At 67.2% G+C, this 17773-nt stretch carries 17 protein-coding genes and 1 pseudogene; 11 read left to right on the forward strand and 7 right to left on the reverse strand.

Translation table 11 applies throughout. The annotated features are described in order from the left end of the window. Positions 1-119 precede the first annotated feature (119 nt). From OXS27_RS06840 to OXS27_RS06880, 9 genes are all read left to right on the forward strand, one after another. A complete protein-coding gene (locus OXS27_RS06840) occupies positions 120-359 on the forward strand; it encodes a hypothetical protein (RefSeq protein ID WP_243920112.1) in 240 nt (79 codons plus the stop codon). 273 nt (positions 360-632) lie between these two features. Beyond that, on the forward strand, positions 633-1841 hold the full coding sequence (gene phaZ, locus OXS27_RS06845) for a polyhydroxyalkanoate depolymerase (protein ID WP_267355185.1): 1209 nt from the start codon (positions 633-635) through the stop codon (positions 1839-1841). 114 nt (positions 1842-1955) lie between these two features. After that, entirely contained in the window at positions 1956-4583 is a 2628-nt protein-coding gene (locus OXS27_RS06850) for a TIGR02302 family protein (RefSeq protein ID WP_267355187.1), read from the forward strand. A 69-nt stretch (positions 4584-4652) separates the two neighbouring features. Beyond that, complete coding sequence (locus OXS27_RS06855) at positions 4653-4838, forward strand: twin transmembrane helix small protein (RefSeq protein WP_244005905.1); 186 nt, start codon at positions 4653-4655, stop codon at positions 4836-4838. A 139-nt stretch (positions 4839-4977) separates the two neighbouring features. Then, positions 4978-5607: an acyloxyacyl hydrolase gene (locus OXS27_RS06860; protein WP_267355192.1), complete on the forward strand. Its 630-nt coding sequence runs from the start codon at positions 4978-4980 to the stop codon at positions 5605-5607. A 13-nt stretch (positions 5608-5620) separates the two neighbouring features. Then, positions 5621-6193, forward strand: coding sequence for a cob(I)yrinic acid a,c-diamide adenosyltransferase (locus tag OXS27_RS06865; RefSeq protein ID WP_267355194.1), 573 nt, complete (start codon positions 5621-5623; stop codon positions 6191-6193). A 168-nt stretch (positions 6194-6361) separates the two neighbouring features. Further along, positions 6362-7111, forward strand: a complete 750-nt coding sequence (locus OXS27_RS06870) for an electron transfer flavoprotein subunit beta/FixA family protein (protein WP_243920118.1) — start codon at positions 6362-6364, stop codon at positions 7109-7111. A 67-nt stretch (positions 7112-7178) separates the two neighbouring features. Next, positions 7179-8132, forward strand: coding sequence for an FAD-binding protein (locus tag OXS27_RS06875; RefSeq protein ID WP_243920119.1), 954 nt, complete (start codon positions 7179-7181; stop codon positions 8130-8132). A gap of 186 nt (positions 8133-8318) precedes the next feature. Continuing rightward, entirely contained in the window at positions 8319-9200 is an 882-nt protein-coding gene (locus tag OXS27_RS06880; RefSeq protein WP_243920120.1) for a 3-hydroxybutyryl-CoA dehydrogenase, read from the forward strand. Positions 9201-9239: 39 nt separating this feature from the next. Here OXS27_RS06880 and OXS27_RS06885 read toward each other — a convergent pair whose 3' ends face one another. The 5 genes from OXS27_RS06885 to upp form a co-directional block, all read right to left on the reverse strand. Next, entirely contained in the window at positions 9240-9542 is a 303-nt protein-coding gene (locus OXS27_RS06885) for a hypothetical protein (protein WP_243920122.1), read from the reverse strand. A 113-nt stretch (positions 9543-9655) separates the two neighbouring features. Beyond that, positions 9656-10669, reverse strand: coding sequence for an NAD(P)H-quinone oxidoreductase (locus OXS27_RS06890; protein ID WP_267355197.1), 1014 nt, complete (start codon positions 10667-10669; stop codon positions 9656-9658). 107 nt (positions 10670-10776) lie between these two features. Next, the gene (locus tag OXS27_RS06895; RefSeq protein ID WP_267355199.1) at positions 10777-12018 is read right to left on the reverse strand and encodes an ABC transporter substrate-binding protein; all 1242 of its coding nucleotides are present in this window, start codon (positions 12016-12018) and stop codon (positions 10777-10779) included. Between the two features lie 119 nt (positions 12019-12137). After that, entirely contained in the window at positions 12138-12761 is a 624-nt protein-coding gene (locus tag OXS27_RS06900; RefSeq protein ID WP_267355201.1) for a DUF938 domain-containing protein, read from the reverse strand. 182 nt (positions 12762-12943) lie between these two features. Then, positions 12944-13579, reverse strand: a complete 636-nt coding sequence (gene upp, locus OXS27_RS06905; protein WP_243920127.1) for a uracil phosphoribosyltransferase — start codon at positions 13577-13579, stop codon at positions 12944-12946. Between the two features lie 592 nt (positions 13580-14171). On the opposite strand from upp, the pseudogene OXS27_RS06910 reads away from it, so the two are divergent. Further along, positions 14172-15861: pseudogene (locus tag OXS27_RS06910) on the forward strand (methyl-accepting chemotaxis protein). 90 nt (positions 15862-15951) lie between these two features. Here OXS27_RS06910 and OXS27_RS06915 read toward each other — a convergent pair. Together OXS27_RS06915 and OXS27_RS06920 are read right to left on the reverse strand one after the other, a co-directional pair. After that, positions 15952-16416: a DUF2852 domain-containing protein gene (locus OXS27_RS06915; protein WP_267355203.1), complete on the reverse strand. Its 465-nt coding sequence runs from the start codon at positions 16414-16416 to the stop codon at positions 15952-15954. A 57-nt stretch (positions 16417-16473) separates the two neighbouring features. Further along, on the reverse strand, positions 16474-17133 hold the full coding sequence (locus OXS27_RS06920) for a TetR/AcrR family transcriptional regulator (protein ID WP_243920130.1): 660 nt from the start codon (positions 17131-17133) through the stop codon (positions 16474-16476). A gap of 262 nt (positions 17134-17395) precedes the next feature. Between OXS27_RS06920 and OXS27_RS06925 the strand changes: the two genes are divergently transcribed. Further along, positions 17396-17689 carry a hypothetical protein gene (locus tag OXS27_RS06925; protein ID WP_267355205.1) on the forward strand — a complete coding sequence of 98 codons (294 nt, stop codon included), beginning with the start codon at positions 17396-17398 and terminating at the stop codon, positions 17687-17689. Positions 17690-17773 lie beyond the last annotated feature (84 nt).

The following is a 17773-nucleotide window of genomic DNA, read 5'->3' on the forward strand; positions in this document are numbered from 1 at the left end:
CATGAGACTTGCAACCGCAGGTCAACATCATTGAGGAAACACCCAGGCAACGACAACGCGGCGGCTCGCACGCCAGAGCACCCCGCGGACCTTTCGATCACTCGAAACCGAGGTCCGTCATGTCTGAACTGCTCTCCGTTGCCCTGGTCTGCGCCGGCACGTTGCTGGCCCAGGACTGCTCCCGCGATACCGCGCTCGACGTCATCATCGCGCCGGCCCACACCCCGATGGAGTGCCTGATGCACGCGCAAACCATGGCCGCGCAGGCTGGGTTGCCCGGGGGCGGCGATCGGTACCTCAAGATCGCCTGCGAGCACCGGCGGACGGCGATCGACGTGGCCATCCGCCGAGCATCCTGATCGCGGGGATCGGTGAGGACTTTACGGCATCGACGCCGCACGGATTTCCGACGGTCGCGTGTTGACCACGTCGAGGGCGTCTCAGAAACCCGGATGATGCACCAAAGTCACGTCGGTAGTCTTCTTCGCGACACTGGACCTCTGGACGGTTGCCGACCCTCGGGGAGGCGACCATTCTGCACGGCCAAGCTGATGCAATTCTAATCTGGCATCCGCCTCCATTGTCGACCCGTTAGCCCGCGTGCCGGGCAGGGCTCAGCGAGTGCCTGCCTGATGCTGTACGAAGCGTTCGACCTGCAGACCGACATCGCGGCCCAGACGCGGTCGTGGGGGAAACTCGTCAACGACGTGTGGTCGCCCTGGGTCGGCCTCGGCGAGCCGATCACGTGGATGTCGGCGGGCGCCCGGATGATGATGCGCGCCGGACTGACCTTCACGCGGCCGCCCTATGGCATCGCAGCCGTGGACGTGGGCAACCGGAGCGTCCCGGTCTCCGAGGAGGTCGTGGTGGTGACGCCGTTCGCGACCCTGCTGCACTTCAAGAAGGACATCCACACCGAGCAGCCCAAGGTGCTGATGGTGGCGCCAATGTCCGGCCACTTCGCGACGCTGCTGCGGGCAACCGTGCGCACCATGCTGCCGGACCACGACGTCTACATCACCGACTGGCACAACGCCCGCGACGTTCCGCTGTCGGAAGGCCCGTTCGCCTTCGACGACTACGTCGCTCACCTCGTCCACTTCCTGCAGACGATTGGTGAAGGCGCCCACATGGTGGCGGTCTGCCAGCCCGCGGTGCAGGCGTTGGTGGCCGCCGCCGCGATGGCGCAGGCGAAGGACGCGGCCGCACCGCGCAGCATGACCCTCATGGCTGGCCCGGTGGACTGCCGGATCAACCCGACGGGCGTCAACGAGCTCGCCAACTCGAAGCCGATCACGTGGTTCGAGCAGAACCTGATCGCGACGGTTCCGAACCGGCACAAGGGCGCCGGCCGCCGGGTCTATCCGGGCTTCATGCAGGTCTCCGCCTTCATGTCGATGAACGCGAAACGCCACGTCCAGGGGCATTCCGATCTGTTCTGGCACATGGCCAATGGCGAGCAGGCCAAGGCCGAAGCGATCGAGACGTTCTACGACGAGTACTTCGCCGTCCTCGACCTCGCGGCCGAGTTCTATCTCGAGACCGTCAAGACCGTGTTCCAGGATCATGCCCTGGCTCGCAATGCCGTCACCTATCGCGGCGAGCCGATCGATCTGCGATCCATCCGCCGGACAGCCCTGATGACCGTCGAGGGCGAGCGGGATGATATCTGCGCCGTGGGCCAGACCATGGCGGCCCACGACCTCTGCACCGGTCTCGCCCCGTACATGCGGACCCACCACCTGCAGGCGGGTGTCGGCCATTACGGGGTCTTCGCCGGGCGGCGCTGGGAGACGCAGATCTACCCGCAGGTGCGCAACTTCATCCAGGCGCACAACTAAACCGAACCGTCGCGCCGATTTGACCCGCCGACCGCCGCGGCCCACCATGTTAGCCTTGGACGATCGGAGCCGGGACCACACCCGGCGCCACGAGCGCAAGGCGGAACGATCGGCGTGATCGGCAACAACGGATCCGAAAGCGGCGGCGAGATCGGTTCGACGCCGCAAACCGCGACGGCGTCCACGCAGCTCGACCGTTTGGTCGCCCGGGCACGCGTCGCCGACCTGTGGGAGCAGGTCTGGCCGGTCCTCTGGCGCGGGCTCGCCGTCGCGCTGCTGTTCCTGATCGTGTCGTGGTCGGGTCTGTGGCTCGATCTCTCGCCGCTCGGGCGGCAGGTCGGCCTGGGTATCCTGGCTGTCCTGCTTGTCGTCGCCCTTCAACCCCTCATCCATCTCAGGCGGATCGAGCGGCGCTCGGCGCTGACCCGGCTGGACCGGGAAGCGGCGCTGCGCGATCCGTCCCTCCGCCACGGCCCGGCTTCGACCGCGCAGGATTCCCTCGCCGTCGGCGCCGCCGACGCGGGCAGCCGGGCCCTCTGGGATTTGCATCAGCGTCGTGCGGCGCGGGATGTGGCGGGGCTTCGCATTGGCCTGCCGCGGCCCGGCATGGTCCGGCGCGACCCCTTCGCACTGCGCGCCGGCCTGATCGTCGCGACCGCCGCCAGCCTGTTCGTGGCCGGCCCTGAATGGCGCGACCGGATCGGTGCCGCCTTCGATTGGCACGAGCCGGCGACCCCCGGCCCGAACTTCCGCGTCGACGGGTGGATCGATCCGCCGCTCTACACCCGCATGCCGCCGCTGCTGATCGCCATGGACGGCAGCGACCAACACCTGCGGGCCCCGGTCAACGCCCAACTCATCGTGCGCATTGCCGGACAGGGGAAGGCTGCGGCCAACACCACGCTGACGGCCAATGCCGGGCTCGTGACTGTGCCCGGCCAGGAGCCGCGTCCGGACCTGCGCGAGGAGCGCTACCGGATCGCCGGCAATGCGGAACTGACGATCGTGACGCCGGCCGGCCGGCAACGTTTGACCGTGGACGCGATCCCCGATCGCCCGCCGGAGGTGACGGCCATCGGCGGCCCCGAGGTGAACGGGCGCGGGACCTTCAATTTGACCTACCGCGCAAAGGACGATTACGGGCTTAGCTCGGCCGAGGCCGTGATCGCACCGGTCAAACCCGGCCGCTCCCTCGTTCCGATCCCGAACATCAGCCTCGCTCTGCCCAGCGACGCCTCCGGCGACACCGAGATCAAGACACTTGTCGATCTGACCGACAATCCTTGGTCAGGTGCCCGCGTGCGCTACCAGATCGTCGTCAAGGATGAGGCCGGGCAGGAAGGTCGCACGACCGAGACCGAGATCACGCTGCCGGCCCGCCCGTTCCGCGATCCGCTGGCGCGCGCGCTGGCGGAAGAACGGCGTCGGCTCGTGACCGCGCCCGATACGGACAGGCTCTGGGTTCAGTCCGCGCTCGACGCGCTGTTGGTTGCCCCCGACATGTTCACGCCGCAGCCGGCGATCTACCTCGGCCTGCGCACGGCCACGACACGCCTGCGCCGGGCCCGCGCGGATTCCGACCTCGTCGACGTCGCCGACCTGCTCTGGGAAATGGCCCTGAAGATCGAGGATGGCGACCTGTCGGACGCCGAGAAGCAACTGCGTCAGGCTCAGGACCGGCTGAAGGAAGCGATCGAGCGCAATGCGCCCGACGACGAGGTCAAGCGCCTTACCCAGGACCTGAAGCAGGCGCTCGACAAGTTCCTGTCCGAAATGGCGCAGAAGCAGGGTCGCGATCCGAACAAGTCCGGCGAGCGCCAACAGAACAACCAGCAATCGAAAAGCGTCACGCCCGAGGGTCTCGACAAGATGATCCAGGACATGGCCGAGGCGATGAAGCGCGGCGACACCGCCGAGGCGCAGCGCCTGATGGACCAGTTGCGCAACATCCTTGAGAATCTCCAGACCGCCGAACGTGGCCAGTCCGATCAGACGTCGCGCGAGATGCAGAAGCAGATGCGCGATCTCGACGCGATGGCGCGCGAGCAGCAAGGCCTGCGCGATCAGACCTTCAAGGACGGGCAGGACCAGCAAGGCGGCCAGCGCCAGCCGAAGAGCGGCCAGCCGCAGCAGGGCCAGCGCGGCCAGCAGGGACAGAAGCAGCAAGGTCAGCAGGGCCAGAGCCAGCAAGGGCAGAAAGGCCAGGGTCAGAAGGGCCAGGGGCAGCAGGGTGACGCCGGCGAGCAGCAGCAGGCGCTTCGGCAGCGGCTCGAGCAGCTCGAGCAACGCATGAAGGAGAACGGCATGCGCGGCGAGCAGGGCCTGGCGGATGCCGAGAATGCCATGCGCGAGGCCGAGAACGCCCTGAAGCAGGGCGATTCCGACGAGGCGGTGGATGCGCAGGGTCGCGCTCTCGACGGTCTGAAGCGCGGTGCCGAGGGTATGGCGCAGCAGATGCAGGAGATGGCCGAGGGCCAGGGCCAAGGCCAGGGTGAGGGCCAGCAGGAGGGCGGGCAGCAGCCGGGGCAACAGGGTCAGGCCGGCGCCCGTGACGACGACCCGCTCGGCCGCCCCACCCGCGGTCGCGACATGAGCGACGGACGCGTTCGCGTACCCACGGCCGACGAATCCGCCGTCCAGCGCGCCCGGCGCATCATGGAGGAGCTGCGGCGCAAGCTCGGCGATCCGACACGCCCACGCGAGGAACTCGACTATTTCGAGCGCCTGCTCCGCCGCAACTAAGCCTCTCTCTTCTCAACCCGCGATGCGGAACCGGGCGCCGGTTCCCGTCAGGCCCGGATCGTCGCTGCCATGTCGTCCAACACCCTCGTCCTTCTCGCCTGCCTGGCCGTGGCCTTCGTGCTGTTTTTCGGCCTCGCCAACATGATGCGCGGTGGCAGCGCCAACCTATCGCAGAAATTGATGCGTCTGCGCGTCCTGCTGCAGTTCGTCGCCATCGTGATCATCATGGGCGTGGTCTGGTGGCGCTCGGCCTGAGCCCGGCAGCGCCGGTGTGACCGGCCTGCCGCACCCGTGGTCTTTCGCGGCCCGGGGGGATGAATTGGCGGCCTGGGCGTGAGGAGGCCGTGCTACGCTCGGTAGTATCGAACCGTCACGTCGCTTCGGCCGAGTGTCTATGACCGCCCCTTTCCGCACCTGTCTCATGGGCCTGATCTCCGCCGCGGCGATCCTGCCCGTCTCGGCTGCGGATCTGCCGCCTGCCCCGGCGACCTACTACGCGCCGCCGGCACAGCCGCTCAGCATCGTCTCCGAGGTCCGCATCGGCGGCTCGGTGCAGGATCCGGGCAGCGCCGAGGGCAAGCTGCCCGGTTTCAGCAAGGGGAATGTCAACGGCGAGATCCTGTTCGCGAAGCCGGTGATCAGCGCGGATCCGTTCTGGCAGGCCTTCGTGCCGCGGCCCACGGTGGGCGGCAGCTACAACACCGGCGGCCGGACGAGCTACGCCTATCTCGGCGCGACCTGGACCCTCGAGATCTTCCCCGAGACCTTTAACCGTCGCGTCTTCCTGGACGGGTTCTTCGGTGGCGTGGCCCATAACGGTTATACCGGCCCGAAGGCGCTGACGCCCTACGGCTTCAACACCCTCGGGTGCTCGCCGATGTTCCGCGAAGCCGCCGCCTTGGGCTTCCGTCTGACCGAGCATTGGAGCATCATGGCCACCGTCGAGCATATGTCGAACGCGGGCCTCTGTGCGAACAACCGCGGTTTGACCAATTTCGGCGGCAAGATCGGCTACACCTTCTGAGGCGTCCCGCTGCGTGGTCAAGCTCAACAAGATTTATACGCGCACCGGCGATAACGGTACGACCGCTCTGGCGGACGGGCAGCGGCGCTCCAAGGCGGATCTGCGGGTCGAGACCTACGGGACCGTCGACGAGACCAATGCCTGTCTCGGCCTCGTTCGCCTGCACACGACGGGCGCGCTCGATGGGATGCTCGGCGCGATCCAGAACGATCTGTTCGATCTCGGCGCGGATCTCGCGACACCGCCGAGCCCGGAGCCCCTGCCCTACGAACCGCTGCGGATCGTGGCACGCCAGGTCGAGCGGCTCGAGCGCGACATCGACGCCGTGAACGCCGCGATCCCGCCGCTCAAATCCTTCGTGCTGCCCGGCGGCTCGCCGGCCTCTGCCGCCCTGCACCTCGCCCGCACGGTCTGCCGCCGGGCCGAGCGTCTGGCGGTCGCGCTCGCTGCGGACGAGAACGAAATCGTCTCGCCGGAGGCGCTGCGTTATCTCAACCGCCTGTCGGATTTTCTGTTCGTGGCCGGCCGCGCAGCCAATGCCGACGGCGCCGACGACGTGCTCTGGGTGCCCGGCGCCAACCGCTGAGTCGCCGAACCCTTTTCCCGCAGCCTCCACTGCGCCGCGTTGACAAGGCGGAAATGTGGCCGCTACGGTCCGGCCGCCCTGCACGCCCCCCGCGACGGCGCCTCCGTGGCGCCGACGGGACCGGCCTGCACGATGATAAGAATCCTCCTGGGAAGGATCGTAACCGCCATGAAGGTGCTGGTGCCCGTCAAGCGGGTTGTGGACTACAACGTCAAGATCCGCGTGAAGGCCGATGGCTCCGGGGTCGAGCTCGCCAACGTCAAGATGTCGATGAATCCCTTCGACGAGATCGCCGTCGAGGAGGCGATCCGGCTGAAGGAGAAGGGCAAGGTCACCGAGATCGTCGCCGTCTCGATCGGCCCGCAGCAGGCGCAGGAGACGCTCCGTACCGCGCTGGCCATGGGCGCCGACCGGGCGATCCTGATCAAGACCGATGTCAATTGCGAGCCGCTGGCGGTGGCCAAGCTCCTGAAGGCCGTGGTCGACAAGGAAGGCCCGCAGCTTGTCATCTTGGGCAAGCAGGCGATCGACGACGATTCGAACCAGACCGGCCAGATGCTCGGCGCGCTGCTCGGCTGGCCGCAGGGAACCTTCGCCTTCAAGGTCGAGGTCGGCGAGGGCAGCCTCGACGTCACCCGCGAGGTCGATGGCGGCCTGCAGACGGTGGCGCTGCAGCTGCCGGCGATCGTCACGACCGACCTGCGCCTCAACGAGCCGCGCTATGCGAGCTTGCCCAACATCATGAAGGCCAAGAAGAAGCCGCTCGAAGAGCTGGCACCCGACGCTCTGGGCGTCGACGTCACCCCGAAGCTCAAGGTCCTCAAGACCGCGGAGCCTCCGGGGCGCTCGGCCGGCGTGAAGGTGGGTTCTGCGGCCGAGCTGGTCCAGAAGCTCAAGGTCGAAGCCGGCGTGATCTGATCTGCGGGCGAGGCTCCCCGTCCGGGGTCGAGCCTCGCATCACCACATTCGGGGATTCGAGACGACCATGACGACACTCCTCTTCGTCGAGCACGGCAACGGCCAGATCAAGGACGGGACGCTCAAGGCGTTGACCGCCGCCAAGGATATCGGGGCGCCGATCCACGCCCTCGTGCTCGGCGCCGGATCCAAGTCGGTCGCCGATGCGGCGGCCAAGCTCGACGGCGTCGACAAGGTGCTGGTCGCCGAGGACGCCGCCTACGACCATGATCTGGCCGAGCCGGTCTCGGCGCTGATCGCGTCGATTGCCGAGCCCTACGACACGATCATCGCCTCGGCCTCGACCACGGGCAAGAACGTGCTGCCGCGCGTCGCCGCCCTGCTCGACGTGGCGCAGGTCTCCGACATCATCAAGGTCGTCGCGCCCGACACGTTCGAGCGGCCGATCTACGCCGGCAACGCGATCCAGACCGTCCAGACGGCGGCCGGCAAGCGGGTCATCACCGTGCGGACCGCAGCCTTCAAGGCCGCCGGCGAGGGCGGTTCCTCGGCCGCGGTCGAGCCGGTCTCCGCCTCCACGCCCGAGGCCGCCGGTTCGAGCTTCAAGGGCGAGGAGATCGCCAAGTCCGACCGGCCGGAACTGGCTGCGGCACGGATCATCGTGTCAGGCGGCCGATCGCTCGGGTCTTCGGACAAATTCCACGAGCTGATCGAACCGCTCGCCGATACGCTCGGCGCCGCTGTGGGCGCCTCCCGCGCGGCAGTGGACGCGGGCTACGCGCCGAACGACTGGCAGGTCGGCCAGACCGGCAAGGTGGTGGCGCCCGATCTCTACGTGGCGGTCGGCATCTCCGGCGCGATCCAGCATCTTGCCGGCATGAAGGACTCGAAGGTCATCGTCGCCATCAACAAGGACGAGGACGCACCGATCTTCCAGGTTGCGGATTACGGTCTCGTCGGTGACCTGTTTCAGGTCGTTCCGGAGCTGCAATCGGAGCTCGGCAAGGCGAAGGGCCAGTAACCGGCCGGATTACTTGCCGGTCGCGCGCGCGGGTATTTCCAGGCCCACGCGCGCCCGCGGGTTCCTTCGGCATCGGTGATTGGTCTAGAAGGCGGCGACGGCGTGAGTGCAGGCCGTCGTCTTCGCGCAGTCCGTCGGGTCCGGCGGCCGTGCAGCGGCAACGGCATCAGGGGCACAGGTCGGTCAATGGGCATGGAGATCAAGCGGGTCGGCATCATCGGCGCGGGCCAGATGGGCAGCGGCATCGCGCAGGTCTGCGCTTCGGCCGGTCTCGACGTCCTGCTGAACGACCGCGATCCGGTCCGCCTGGAGAATGGCTTGAGCCTGATCGAGGGCAACCTGGGCCGCCTCGTCTCCAAGGGCACCATCACCGACGAGGATAGCCGCGAGGCCCGGTCGCGCATCAATCCGGCGCGGGACTTCGACGCGCTGGGCCCCTGCGACCTCGTGATCGAGGCTGCGACCGAGAACGAGGCCACGAAGCGCGAGATCTTCACGTCCCTGTGCCCGTCGCTCAAGCCGGAGACGCTGGTCGCCACCAACACGTCGTCGATCTCGATCACCCGGCTCGCCGCCGCGACGGATCGGCCGGAGCGGTTCATCGGCATCCATTTCATGAACCCGGTGCCGGTGATGCAGCTCGTCGAGCTGATCCGCGGCATCGCCACCGAAGACGCGACCTACGAGACCTCCAAGGCGTTCATCGCCAAGCTGGGTAAGACTTCGACGATGTCGGAGGATTTTCCGGCGTTCATCGTCAACCGCATCCTACTGCCGATGATCAACGAGGCGATCTACACGCTTTATGAGGGTGTCGGCTCGGTTGAGTCGATCGATACGGCGATGCGGCTCGGCGCGAACCATCCGATGGGCCCGCTCCAGCTCGCCGACTTCATCGGCCTCGATACCTGCCTCTCGGTGATGCAGGTGCTCTACGAGGGGCTGGCGGATTCGAAGTACCGCCCCTGCCCGCTGCTCGTCAAATATGTCGAGGCCGGCTGGCTCGGCCGGAAGGCGAAGCGCGGCTTCTACGATTACCGCGGACCGACCCCGGTCCCGACACGCTGATCGAGCCTAGGGGCGGCCGCGGGGCCGCCCCGTCATTCCTTACTTCGCTGCGCCATTCGCGCCGGGCTGGGCCGGCTGCGGATAGGACGGGTTGCCGCCCGGCACCGCGGTGCTGTTCGAGGACGACGCCGCCCCGGACTGACCGTTGACCGAGCCCGTTACCTCTTTCCGCGAGGCATCCTGGCTCTGGCTGGCGTAATCCTTCGGCGAATTCGCGCTGTTCCACGTCAGCAGCCCCACCGTCGCAATGGCCAGGAGCACGAGGCTCGCCACCAGAACCCAGAGCACGGGCTTGCCGCGCTCGCCCTGACGGCTGTCCTGCGGGTTCAATCTCTCGGCCATCTGCACACATCCTCGCCTGCGGGACGCAACACGCGGCAGCGTGGTCTGCGACACGATCCCGTTACCGGCGGCCAACGCGGGCCCGGTGAAGCAAGTTCCTGCCGCGGGGTCGGTCAGCGGCCGGTGGTCAGCAGGATCTTGCCGAGATGCGCGCTCGATTCCATTAGCGCGTGCGCCTCCTGGGCCTTCTCCAACGGGAAGGTCGCGTGCGTGACGGTGCGGATGCGGCCGGCATCGAGTTCGGGCCAGACATCCCGACGCAGGCCCTCGGCGATCGCAGCCTTATCGGCCTTCGGGCGGGGGCGTAGCGTCGAGCCGGTGAAGGTCAGGCGGCTGCGCATGATCGGCGTGATGTTCAGCCCATCGACCTTGTAGCCGCCCATGAGGGCGATCATCACCAGCCGCCCATCCGGCGCCAGGGATTTCAGGTTCCGGGGAAGATAGCTCGCGCCGATCATGTCGAGGATGACGTCGACCCCGCGGCCGTCCGTGAGGCGCTTTACCTCCTCGGCGAAATCCGCCTGCTTGTAGTCGATCGCCGCCTCGGCGCCGAGGTCCTCGCAGAACCGGCACTTCTCGGCCGAGCCGGCGGTGGCGAACACCCGCGCGCCGACATGCTTGGCGATCTGGATCGCGGTGGCGCCGATGCCGCTCGACCCGCCGTGGACGAGGAAGCTCTCCCCCGCGGCGAGCCGACCGCGCTGGACCACGTTCGAATAGACGGTGAAGAACGTCTCCGGCAGGCCGCCGGCATCCACGAGCGAGACGGCCTGCGGACGCGGCAGGCAATGGCTGGCCTCGGCCACCGCGAATTCGGCGTAGCCGCCGCTGATCACGAGGGCACACACCTCGTCGCCGACCGACAGGGTCTCGACACCTGCGCCGAGCGCTGCGACCCGACCGGCGATCTCCAGGCCCGGGACCTCGGTCGCTCCGGGCGGCGGCGGATACAAACCCGCCCGCTGCATCATGTCGGGGCGGTTCACGCCCGCAGCGACAACTTCGATCAGCACCTGACCCGGTCCTGGCGACGGCAGCGACACGATCTCGACCGCGATCACCTCCGGGCCACCCGCACCCGTGAAGCGGATCTGGCGCATGGTGTCGGGCAGGGCAGTGCTGGCCATCAAGGCGTCCTCAACGCATGCGTTTCCGGGCCGCGCCTTCTGGGCGCGGTCCGTCTTGATTGCGGCAACCACCGCGCTTGGCAAGCGCGGCCTTTGGCGGCGGCTGCCTAACGGGCCGCGGCTTTCACGGCGGGCGGGAGCACGATCTGTCCCTGGGCCAGGCTCTTCGGCCAGACCGCGATCTGCTTGCCGTCCTGCCACTGCGCCATCAACCCGGTCACGAAACCCTGCCCGTACTTGATCGAGTGCGTGAAGGGATCGTCCTTGCCGTAGAACTGCGTGCGCCCGACCGTCCCTTCCCAATCGGTCGTCTCCAGGGCGTCGACCAGCTTGTCGGCCTCCGTGGAACCGGCACGCTTCACGGCGTCGGCGGCGTAGTAGACCTGATCGTAGGCCATGTAGCCCGCGTAGGACGGGTCGCTGTTGAACCGCTTCTTGAACGCCTCGCTGAAGGCGAGCGACTTTCCAGTGATCGCGGCACCCGGCACCGCGATGCTCTGGAAGATCACCCCTTGCGTCGCACCGTTGGTGTTCGACCAGAAGGTCGAGGAGGTCGCCTGCGAGTTCATGCCGGTCATGGCGAGCGGCACCTGCTGGTTCTGCCACTGCACGGTCGGCTGCACGCCGACATGCGAGATGCCGGTGACGATCAGATCCGGCTTGGCCGCCTCGATCTTGTTGTAGATCGGCGTGAAATCGCCGGTGTCCGGCGAGAAGCGGATGTGATCGACCACCTTCACGCCGATCTCGGGTAGGCACTTCTCGTAGGCGACGTCGAGCGGTCGGGTCCAGGCCGCGTCCTCGCTCATAATCGCGGCGGTCTTAATCTTCATCAGGTCGATCAGCATGTCCTTGGTCGAGTCGCAGATCGACTGCGCCAGCGCCGCCGAGGTCAGGTAGCCGTGGAAGGTGTACTTGTTGCGGGCGTAATCCTTGTGGACGGCGAGGCTGATCTCGTTGGAGGCCGCGCCCGGCGTGATCATGGGCGTCTTGAGCCGGGCCGCCCAGGGCATCAGCGCCAGCACAACTTCGGAGATGTAGCTGGCGATAACGAGATTGACCTTGTCCTCGGACACGGCTCGCTGGAAGGCGCGGACCGCATCGGAGGCGGAACTCTTATCGTCGTAGGTGACGACCTGGATCTGGCGGCCATCGACGCCGCCCTTGGCGTTGATCTCATCGGCGGCGAGTTGCACCGCCTGCGGGATCGAGGCCCCGACCACCGACTGTGCCTCGGCGATCACGCCGATTCTGATCGGGTCGGCGGCCCGCGCCGGCCCCGCACCCACCAGTCCGGCCACTGCGAGCAGGGCCAGGGCCCGGTTCGAAACACTGCGTTCCATCGGCATGGGCTTCCTCCTGCGGCCCGTGCGGCTTTTGCCGCCGCATCGGGTTCGGGGCAGGAGTGTGCAACACCCATTGGCCTGAATTCAATGTACACATTTGCGAATGCATGACGAAGAGCGCGTCAGCTTTCCGCGCGGCGGAAGATCAGGCTCGTGTTGTTGGCCGGCATGGCCACGCGCTCAGCCGACACGAACCCATGCAGCGCCGCCAAAGCGGCCACGGCCTCAAGGTCGCGGACACCCCATTCCGGGTCCCGGGCGCGCAAGGACGCGTCGAAGGCAGCGTTGCTTTCCGCGCTGAGCTGCCCGTCCTCGCGGAACGGTCCGTAGAGGAACAGGAGCCCGGTCCCGGTCAGGACGCGGGAGGCCCCGGCCATCAGCCCCTCGGTTGCGGACCAGGGGGCGATGTGGATCATGTTGATGCAAATGACCGCATCGACACGGCCGGTCGGCCAAGCGCTCGCCTGTGCTTCGAGCGCGAGCGGCGGCCGGATATTGGTGAGCCCGGCCAAGCGGGTATGAGCCGCGATGCTGCGCCGCGCTTCGGGCTCGGGATCGCTCGGAAGCCAGGTCAGGCCGGGCAGCGCCGCAGCAATGTGGATCGCGTGCTCACCGGATCCGCTGGCGATCTCGAGAACGGACCCATCCGCCGGAAGCACCCGCCGCAGGACCGCGAGGATCGCGTCACGATTGCGCGCTACGGCGGGCGCCGTGAGGGCATCCCGATCGACCTCCCAATCCAGCATGATCACCATCTCCAGAATCGCCGATAACGCACGGACTTCAACCACAGGCCGCCCGCGAAAGGCTGAACCGCGATGGTCTCGAAACACACGTCGGCCCGATGCGCCGCGACCGGGACCCAACCCGGCCGGATGCGATCGTGATCGAAATGATCGCGCGGACCGGCCCGCGGGGGCTTCACCGGTTACCGGGTGCCGTACATCCGATCGCCGGCGTCGCCGAGACCCGGAACGATGTAGCCGTGATCGTTCAGGTGGCTGTCAATCGCTGCGGTCCAGACCGGCACGTCGGGATGAGCCTCCTGGAACTTGGCCAGCCCCTCCGGAGCGGCCAGGAGACAGACGAAACGCAGATCGGACGCGCCACGGGCCTTCAGCAGATCCAGCGCTGCGATCGCCGAATTGGCGGTTGCCAGCATCGGATCGAGGACGAGCACCGTCCGGTCGGCGAGGTCTGACGGCGCTTTGAAGTAATACTCGACCGCCTGGAGGGTATCCGGGTCCCGGTAGAGACCGACATGCGCGACCCTGGCCGAGGGAACCAGCGATAGCATCCCATCCAGAAACCCGACCCCCGCGCGCAGGATCGGCGCCAGGACCAGCTTCTTGCCCTGGATCTGGCGGCCCTCCATCGGCTGCAACGGTGTCTCGATCGTCACGGCTTCCAGCGGCAGGTCGCGCGTGACTTCGTAGGCGAGGAGCATGCCGATCTCATTCAGGATCTGGCGGAAGCCCTTGGTCGAGCGGTTCTTGTCGCGCAGGTACGTGAGCTTGTGCTGCACGAGTGGGTGATCCACCACGGTGACCCGGCCCATCGGCATAGCCCTCCCCTCAGCCTCGTCCACCGAGACATGCAGGACACCGGGCGGGGGTGCAACTTGGAAGACTGGGCGACTCGGCGCGCCGCTTCGACCTGGGGCGTCTGTCCGTCCAAGGGCGACTAAGCGCTCGGACCTGAAGGCTCCGATTGCGCAAGGCGCATTTGCGGGACAGCGTCGAGCCCTATCATGGGCAGATTAAAAACATTCGCCTCTCACTTGGACAGATCCTGATGGTTGTACAAATATTTATACCCTGGCTTCGCCTATTGCAGGTCAGAAAACTAGCATGTCGGGGCAAAATTCGATCTTTTATCCCGCAAGCATCGGAGGTTCAAATTTTTAATCGTTTGAAGAAAATTTCAGCCGCTTACTTGAAAGTCTATATCAATTTAGTTCTACCTCAGGAGGCAGGCAGCATCTAATAATATTGATCTTATTTTTGTACAGAAATGCAATATTGCAGAATTATCAGAATTTCATTCTTCGCCGCAACGCTGTCCTCGGCTTGCTGTTCGCGCAGTCCGGCCTAAGTCGGGCTTCGCATTTTTTGCTTCCGACCAGCACCCCTGAAGCAGGCAGAACCGAACGCGCCATGCGGCTCAATCTCTCCATCAAAGCGACCCTGACGATCCTGTTCGGTGTGCTTGCGCTGATCTCGACAGGACAGGGCGGGCTGTCGCTCCGTGATGCGGCCGCGGTACGCCGATTCACGACGGCTCTGGCGATCAACTGGCTTCCCTCCGTCGAGAAGATCAGTACGATCGAGATCGCGGTTTCCGAAGTGCGGATCAAGCAATACCGCCTGATCCTGCTGTCGAACACGCCGGATAAGCGCACTGAGAATGAGGCCAACCTCGCAGCCACGCATGCGCGCCTGCGCGAGGCGCGCAACGTCTATGAGTCCCTGATCACCACCCCCGACGAGCGCACGTTCTACGACGCCTTCGCGGCGGCCTGGAGCAAGTTCGAGGGGGTGGATGGTGATGCGCGCCGCCTCGTAGCGGCCGGACAAACCCAAGACGCCATGGCGCTGCTGGTCAAAGCCGATGTCGTCGCCCTCTACGACGACGCCCGAAAGACCCTTACGCGTCTCGTCGCACATGACGAGGAGATGGCCGGGCGGGACGCGAATGACGCGATGGCGGGCGCGAACTCGGCATCCATCACGGCGATGACCGGGATCGGGCTTGCGCTCGCCTCGGCCCTGGGCGCAGCCATTTTCGGCCACCTATACATCTCGCGGCCGATCCAGCGCATGACCGCGGCGATGTCGAAGCTCGCGGACGGCGAAACAAGTACGGCGGTGCCGCATATCGGCCGCCACGACGAAATCGGCGCGATGGCGTCAGCCGTGCAGGTGTTCAAGGACAACCTGATCCGCAGCCACGCCCTGGAGGCCGAAGCGGTGCAGGCGCGCGGCGGTGGAAGAGCAGCGAAAGGCCGGCATGCGCGAGATGGCCGACAGCTTCGAACGGGCGGTCGGCGGCATCGTCGGGCAAGTCACGGCCTCCGCCACGGAACTGCAAGCGACCGCCGGCTCGATGTCGGCCATGGCCGGCCAGACCTCGGCCCAGTCGACCGCGGTTGCTGCCGCCGCCGAGGAAGCCGGCGCCAACGTCAACACCGTGGCGGCCGCGGCCGAGGAACTAGGCTCCTCCGTGCAGGAGATCGGCCGACAGGTTCAGGGCTCGTCCCAGCTCGCCCAGGCGGCCGTCGACGAGGCGGATCAGACCGGCGCACTGGTGCAGGAGCTGAGCACCGCCGTGGCCCGGATCGGCGACGTGGTCGGGCTGATCACATCGATCGCCGGCCAGACCAACCTGCTCGCGCTGAACGCCACAATCGAGGCGGCGCGGGCTGGCGCCGCCGGCCGTGGCTTCGCGGTGGTGGCCTCCGAGGTCAAGGCGCTGGCCGAGCAGACCGCCAAGGCCACCGAGGAGATCGGCCAGCAGATCGGCCGGGTCCAGGGCGTGACCGGTCAGGCGGTGGGCGCGATCGGCACGATCACGGCGCGCATCCGCGAGCTCAACGCTGTGGCCACCACGATCGCGGCGTCGGTCGAGCAGCAGGGCACGGCCACGCAGGAGATCGTGCGGAATGTCGGGCAGGCGGCGCAGGGCACCGGCGAGGTGACCAGCAACATCGTGGGTGTCGCCGAGGCCGCCGAGGAGACGGGTCGGGCGGCGAGCCAAGTGTTGGGCGCGGCCTCGGAACTATCGCGTCAGTCCGAGCACCTGACCGCCGAAGTCAGCCGCTTCCTCACCAGCGTGCGCGCCGCCTGACGTCGGCGGCTACCGGGTGTCGGTAGCGGTCACGGTCCGATCCTGCTCCGCGGGCGCATGCTCTGGCACCCGCGGAGCCGGATTGCGGGTTCAGGCCGTCTGGCCCTCGCCGCCGGTGGTCCCGCGCTTCGCCATGAAGGCGTCGAACTGCTCGCGGTCCTTCGCCCGCTTCAGTTCATCGACGAACGCCGTAAAGGCGCGGCTCTCGTCTTCGAGGGCGCGCCGCTGCGCTTCCAGCCGGTCGAGTTCCTCCCGGCGATAGGCGTCGAAGGCGGCATTGCCGGTGCTGCTGCGACGGTTGGCGGCCTCGAAGGCCCGGGCGAACCGGGAGACCGGGCGCGCGCCCTCAAAATCGGACATGGTCCGTCGCGCCGTATCGCGCATCTCGGCGAAGGCCGGATAGCCGGTGAACTTCCAGGCCAGCAACGCGAGGCCGACTGGCCACCAATAGATGAAGCCGACGACGATCGCGCCGATCTCCAGGGAACGACGCGGGAACGGGCCAGAGCGGCTTAGCTTGCCGGTCGCCCAGGGTGAGGAGGTTTGAGAGGTCACGGCAAAGCTCCGCTGTTCATGTGAACGGAGTTAACATGCGGGCGCCGGGCGCAGCTTTCAAGGCCGCCCGGAAGCGGGTCCGTGGGCTGCCCCATGGACGAGGGCGAGAACGCCGGCCCGAAGCAACTCGTATTTGTCGGGAAAGCCGGGGCCGCGCGGCAGATGCCCGGCAGCCGAGAGGGTCGCGAGACCGTGGGCGAGTGCCCAAACTTCCAGTGCGATGAAGCGGGGCGCGACGCCACCGAACCCATCGGCGAACGTCGCCTGAAGCGCTTCCACCAGGAGATCGAATGGGCTCGGCCGGGCAACCGGGGTGCCTGCGCCGGACCCGTCATCCTGCTCGGCGGTCGGCAGGCCGCGGGTCTCGAAGATCGCGGCGTAATAAGCCGGCTCCTCCTCGGCGAAGGCGAGGTAGGTCTCCCCCATGCGGGTGAATCGCTCCAGCGGCGTACCGCGCGATGTGAGCGCCCGGGCGAGCCGGGCGGCCAGTTCGGCGAAGCCGCGCCCGGCCAGTTCCTCCAGCAGGGCTTCGCGGCCACGGAAGTGCCTGTACAGGGCGGCCGGCGTGACACCGACGAGGCGTGCGGCGTCCACCAGCGTGAAGCCACCGATTCCGCGCTCGGCGATGAAGCGGCGCGCTGCCTCGATAAGCGCCTCTTTCAGGTTGCCGTGGTGGTAATTCCGCCGGTCGTTCGGTCCGTCCCGCCAGGGTCGCAATATCCCAAATCCTTCGCGCGCTCGTGTGCACCTCACAGACCTTCCGCGATGCTGTCGAGTCGGAAGACCGCTGGGACGGATGGATTTCGCGGGGCGCCGTCCAGCATTACCATTGAACGCGCGCTTTGTTGCGATTCAGGATTTCGCGGTCGCGCTTGACCAGCGCGGATCCGCGCTCCACCCTCACTGAGAATGGATCGGCCGACGTCGCGTGCTCAGGCGTCCGCCGCCGGGCCCGCGCGACTGAGGACACGCCTCCCACATGGCTTTTGTCAGCCTCAAGGCTTGGCGTGCGCGCTCAGCGGAACGCGCCGAGATCGCGGCCAGGCTCAAGCGCGAACTGATCGCCGCCCTCGACCTCGGTGAGGCCGACGCCCTGGCGGTGAACGAGATCAGCTGCCCCGATCCCGGCTGCCCCGACATGGAGACGGTCGTTCTGGTGATGCGCGCGGGGGCGCCAACCCGGGCTCTGCGGATCCGATGCCCGATGGAGGCCGTCGGCCCTGCCGACATCGACGCTCTGGTCGCGGAGGACCGCAACGGCTCATCCCGATGATGTGACCGGCCATGCGCACTTTCGGGTCGTCAGCACGGTGGGGTGGAGCAACCTTTCGAGGCCGGTCGCGTACTGTACGCCGAT

Source organism: Methylobacterium sp. GC_Met_3, from assembly GCF_026540775.1.
Classification (GTDB): domain Bacteria; phylum Pseudomonadota; class Alphaproteobacteria; order Rhizobiales; family Beijerinckiaceae; genus Methylobacterium.